Here is a 5,342-nt window from a genome sequence, read left to right as displayed (position 1 = left end):
CGCGCCGGGTGGAACGATGCCTTCCTCTTCGAACTCCTCGGCCACATGCGATAGCCCTGCAAGAGACTGGGAGGGAAGATGAGATTGATGCGATATCGCGCGCGGCGACTTGCGCCCTAAGCTTGGTTGAGAGCTTAATTTTGCTTCCCGCCTTTTCCAATTTCAGTTATGCAATCTGCAGCAGGCAGTCTTAGGAAATGGACCTTGCCTCTTTCTCGAGTTATCTGATTGGCTTGGTCCATGTGCATGGACCTTGGATCATCGCCGTCGTTGTCGCGCTAGAAAGCGCCGGCGTGCCCCTTCCCGGAGAGACAATCCTTGTTGCTGCTGCTCTCTTGGCCGCCACCACCAATCAGATCGACATCGCTGTCGTTGTAGCCGCGGCGGCTGCAGGTGCGATCGTCGGAGACGGGATCGGATACATAGTCGGGCGCCGCTTCGGACCGCCGCTTCTTCGCAAACACGGGCGATACATTCATCTCGATGAAAACCGATTGTTGATCGGTCGATATCTGTTTTTTCGGTATGGGAACGCTGTCGTGTTTTTTGGCCGCTTTGTCGCGGTGCTGCGAATGTTTGCAGCTTTGCTTGCTGGCGCCAATAGCATGCCGGCGGCTCGCTTTTTCTTCTTCAACATCACTGGGGGCATCTGCTGGGCGTGTCTCTTCGGCTTCGGTGCCTACGCAGTCGGAACCGAAATCCACAAGATTTCTGAAGCGTTGACCCTGGTGTCACTGGGATTGTTTGTTGCCGTTGGATCCGCACTTTCGATCATCATTCGGCGATATGAAATTGTGCTTCTTCGTCAGGCCGAGCGCAGGTTACCGGATCGCTGATGCAAGTGGCCCATTTCGACCAGCCCCATCGCTGATCAACATGTCGGCCGTCAGGGGGAGACCGGCGCCGACCACGCGCCGATCACCCTCGAAGTGACCGTGCGCCACATCCGCCGCACGCTGTCGCGCGACGAGGGCGAGGATTTGATCCTGCGCGCCTATATGAGCGAGGATTTCCGCGAGGGGATGGACGCCTTCCTCAACAAACGGACGCCGAACTGGAAGGGCAAGTAGCACCAGAGGCGCCCGCCACGATCACGTGCAGCAGCAAAGCTTGCTGAATCGGTCCAAGACGATCCGAATCGGACGTTTGACACGGAAGGGCTTTGCTGAAGTCATGATACCGAAAAAACGCGCATCGGCCTGTCGTAACCTTTGATAGTTCGTTCGCCGACACTGTCGACTACGAAAGATTTCCTCACGGCTTCGGCAAGAACAGGATCAAGCAAGATCTGTGCGTCAACAGCCAAGCCGCAAAGGCGTGACGCAACGTTGATGACGCTGCCGATCGCGGTGTAGTCGATGCGACCTTCGTAACCCACCGTGCCAACCGTCGCCGGACCCATCGCCGCGCCGACGCCGAAACCGATTTTGTGCCCTGCGCCCCGCCAACTGATAATCAGCGATTGCACGGCAGACTGCATATCGATGGCGAGACGCACACCCCGCGTCGCGGGTTCATCGCACTCAATGGGCGCATTGACCAGGACCATTAATCCGTCTCCGGCGAAGCCCGTGAGCGTCGCTTGGTGTCGGGTAATCACCGATCCCAGTGCGGTATAATATTCACTCAGCACGCCCATGATAGTCTCAGGGTCGGCCTGGGCTGAAAACGCCGTGAAACCGCGCAGATCGCCGAAGATGGCAACGACTTCGCGGCGCTGTCCGTCGAGCAATCCCTGGTTTCCCCTATCCTCGACAAGCTCTGCCACTTGGGGCGCCAGAAACCGCTTCAACCGGTTGATGCGTTCGGACTTTTCCTTCGAGACTGCGAGTTCTGCCGCCATATCGTTGAACCGGTTGGCGAGGTGTTCTAACTCGTCGCCACTGGTCATCTCGATCCGGTGCTCGAACTGACCCGCGCCGATGCGTTGCACGCCTTCCTCAAGTTGACGGATGGGCCCGGACATTCGACGGGCCAACCACCAGGCGAGGGATATCGCAAAGAGCGTGCCGACTACCAGCAGCGCGAGCGAGCGCCACAGAGCCGCGCGAATCGGCGCGAAGGCTTCTGCCACCGGTTGCTGCGCGATCACTGTCCAATCGACACCTGCCGTTCTGGCCGAGGTGGCAATCGCCGACCTGCCGTCGGCATCGCTGGTGACCACTGCGGCTCCGTTGGCGGCAGCCACAGCAGCCCTTAGCGATCCGAAGCCCTCGGAGGCGGCATTGCCGCGTAGCACTTGGCTGATGTCCGGGTGAGCGATCAGCCGGCCTGAATCGTCGATTACGAAGGCATGGCCGGTTTCGCCGATCTTGATTGCAGCAATCACTTCCTGAATCAATTTCAGGTTGATGTCGGCAATGACGATTCCAGCGGCAGCGCGATTGCCCGCCACTGCGATGGTCATATATGGCTCGGAATCATGCTCATATCGCACGGGGCCGAACCAGACCTTACTGGCGTGTGCGCCCTTGACTGCTGGATCGGACGCCATGGAGGCGCCGAGCCCTATCCGGTTCACATCCTGTCGAGAGATGAAGGCGCGCTCTCTATCCATTCCGTCGACCAATGTAATGGACGATATCGCCGTGACCTGGCGTAACAGGCGTAAGGCATCAATGCGATGGCGCTCCTCGTCACCAGCCATCCAAGGCAACTGGACAACCCAGCCGAGCTGATCACGAATGCCATCAATGAAGGTCTGGATGCGCTCGGCGGCCGAGCGAGACTCGGCTTGCAAAAGTTCGTTGAGGGCGGCGCGTTGAGCGCGGTAACCGAACCAGGCTTCGCTGGTTGCGCCCAGCAATAGCGGGGCTACAACGGCAATAAGCAACGTGACGAAGTATTTCAGGAACAACGAACGCCGCGGCGTTCGCCAATGCGAGGGCGGTGATTGATCGGTGCTCACTGGGTCACCTCGGTCCTGCATCACTGTCCTGACGTGGCCGAAAACCATCGCAAGTCGGCAAAGCCGTGTCGAGTCACCCTATCGAAGTAGGCCAATCGGCCCTGGTCGAACAGAAAGCCAAGACCGCCGACGCGAGATGTGATACCGCTTGGTGAGGCTCACCCGGCGGGTGAGCCATGATGCGATGACTAGAATTTATTGCTCAACTCAGAATTGCTCTGCTCGTAGCGATCCCAGCGTGTCTCAACCTGTCGAGCCAGGCTTCGGCTCTGTGAGCGCGATCACTCGCTTGACGAAGAGCTTGTTGTAAACGACCGGTATCTCACAGCATTCAGAGGTTGGTTTCATTCGACAACATTTGAGACGGCAATGAAGCGACGCAATTTTCTTGCCGGGCTGTTGGCCGGGCTGATTGTGACTGGTTGGCCGGGCTGATTGTGACTGGGGGGCGTGCCCAAGCGCGTGCGGATTTCCATACTTCACAGCGGTTTCCCGAACCGAACGCCGATCCACTACCTCTTCGAGGCTCTCAGCAAGCTTGGCCTGGAGGACGGCCGCACCGCGACAATCGATCTGCTGGGCGGGGAAGGAGACACCAATCGGCTGAGGGCTCTCGTCGCACAGATCGGAGCACAAAAGCCGGATGTGATCATTGCGATCACTTCGCCGGCCGTGGTCGCACTCAAGGAGGCCAAGCTGACGATCCCGGTCGTGTTTGCCTTCGTGCCTGATCCGGTCGGGCTTGGGATCGTGGAAAGTCTCGCGCAGCCCGGCGGTAACTTCACCGGAGTGACCTATAGCGAGTCCGCGCTGGGGGGAAAGCGGCTTGAGTTGCTTCTTGAAGCTGTTGCCGGGACGACAAAAGTCGCCGTATCTTGGAACCCTTCGTTTCCTGGGCATGCTGACGCCCTGGAGAATATCCGTGCAGCGGCTTCGGCGCGCCGCATAGAAGTCTTTTCATGTGAGATCAAAGGCTTGGAGGACCTCGAGGCGGCGTTCGACGATGCCGTACGATCGAAGGCACAAGCCGGTGTCTTCATGGCTGACAACGTGATGTTCGGAAACCGGAAGCGAGTCGCAGAACTCGCGCTTCAGCAGCGCCTCCCCACCATTCACTCCTTTCCTCCGGAGGTCGAGGATGTCGGCTTGATGTTTTATGGGCCCAGCAATGGCGAGAACTACCAGCGCGCCGCCGCGTTGACCGAAAGAATTCTCAAAGGCAAACGTCCGGGCGAGATCCCAGTCGAGCGGCCGACAAAATTTGAGCTGATCGTCAACCTGAAGACCGCGAGGGCACTGGGCTTGACGATCTCCGAAGCCTTCCTGCTGCGCGCCGACCGGGTGATCGAATAGGTGCGCCAGCCGCAAGCTGGTGCGATCCAGCCGGTGAAAGTCCGGCCCAAGTAAGGCGTAGCGTCCGCTTGGTAGCGAGTGTTGCGTGGCCACTGGCGACAGTGGTTGCGAAGCGTACACAGCGATTGCATGGGGTGTGGGATTGAGCCACGAAAGATCAGATGTCGCAGGGGCCGAGGGTTTCTATTCGCTCGAAGGCAACATGTGCGGCACCGTCATGCGAGGTGCTGACGCCCTGCCGGGGTCTAAGGCCACATCACGTGCAAAAGGATCGCATCGGAAGCTGGGAGGTCTCGGGTCTGACCGGAACGGCATAGCCGTTGCCGGCCCGCATCGGGAAGGTGAGGAGCCATAGCCGATGATGAACGGACCCGAGAAGTCGGACTCCGCCATAGTAGCGACGAAGCCGGCGAACAAAGCGGAGCCCTCTGCGGAGCGATCTGCAGGGGAGCCCTACGCAGCGGAGCCGGTGGAGCGAAGGGCGGGGACCAAGGGGAATGCGGGCCAGCAAAGCACGCGCCGGACACAGAGTCGGGAAAGCGTGTCACAGGCGCTGGAACGCATACGGAAAGTCGCGAGAGAAAGGAACAAGGAGAAGTTCACCGCGCTCCTCCACCACATCAACATTGATCTACTCGAAGAGGCGTTCTTCGAACTCAAGAAGAACGCAGCATCCGGCGTGGATCGGCTGACGTGGAAGGACTACGAGGCAGACCTTGAGCGCAATCTCAAGGACTTGCACGCACGGGTCCAACGGGGAGCGTATCGGGCACTGCCGAGCCGACGGGTCTACATCCCCAAGCCGGATGGCCGACAGCGTCCGCTCGCGGTCGCAGCCCTGGAGGACAAGATTGTCCAACGGGCGGTGACCGCACTGCTGAACGCGATCTATGAGGAAGACTTCCTCGGGTTCAGTTACGGATTTCGACCTGGCCGCAGCGCCCATGATGCAACGGACGCGCTCTGCGTGGGGATCCACAGCAAGAAGGTGAGCTTCATTCTGGACGCCGACATCCGGTCGTTCTTGGATGTTGCGTCATACTACACCTTCAGTTTTTTTGAGAGGGTCGAAGAGGTCTGG

General features: G+C 59.2%; 3 protein-coding genes and 2 pseudogenes. 4 read left to right on the top strand and 1 reads right to left on the bottom strand.

Translation table 11 applies throughout. The annotated features are described in order from the left end of the window. The first annotated feature begins 197 nt into the window (after positions 1 to 197). The gene (locus ACFFWD_RS11305) at positions 198 to 836 is read left to right on the top strand and encodes a DedA family protein (RefSeq protein WP_376964948.1); all 639 of its coding nucleotides are present in this window, start codon (positions 198 to 200) and stop codon (positions 834 to 836) included. Positions 837 to 902: 66 nt separating this feature from the next. Then, positions 903 to 1,070: pseudogene (locus ACFFWD_RS11300) on the top strand (enoyl-CoA hydratase); the annotation flags it as partial. A 101-nt stretch (positions 1,071 to 1,171) separates the two neighbouring features. Here ACFFWD_RS11300 and ACFFWD_RS11295 read toward each other — a convergent pair. Beyond that, on the bottom strand, positions 1,172 to 2,908 hold the full coding sequence (locus ACFFWD_RS11295) for a cache domain-containing protein (protein WP_376964946.1): 1,737 nt from the start codon (positions 2,906 to 2,908) through the stop codon (positions 1,172 to 1,174). A gap of 450 nt (positions 2,909 to 3,358) precedes the next feature. On the opposite strand from ACFFWD_RS11295, the gene ACFFWD_RS11290 reads away from it, so the two are divergent. Both ACFFWD_RS11290 and ACFFWD_RS11285 read left to right on the top strand, forming a co-directional pair. Continuing rightward, positions 3,359 to 4,261, top strand: coding sequence for an ABC transporter substrate-binding protein (locus ACFFWD_RS11290; protein ID WP_376964944.1), 903 nt, complete (start codon positions 3,359 to 3,361; stop codon positions 4,259 to 4,261). Between the two features lie 358 nt (positions 4,262 to 4,619). Further along, positions 4,620 to 5,342 (top strand): annotated as a pseudogene (locus ACFFWD_RS11285) (reverse transcriptase domain-containing protein); the annotation flags it as partial.

This window comes from Bradyrhizobium erythrophlei, from assembly GCF_042430365.1.
Classification (GTDB): domain Bacteria; phylum Pseudomonadota; class Alphaproteobacteria; order Rhizobiales; family Xanthobacteraceae; genus Bradyrhizobium; species Bradyrhizobium erythrophlei.
This window is presented reverse-complemented; position numbering and strand designations above follow the sequence as displayed.

Coding starts and splice junctions, on each gene's coding strand:
- ACFFWD_RS11305 (WP_376964948.1), top strand. CDS start 198: ATGGACCTTGCCTCTTTCTCGAGTTATCTGATTGGCTTGGTCCATGTG.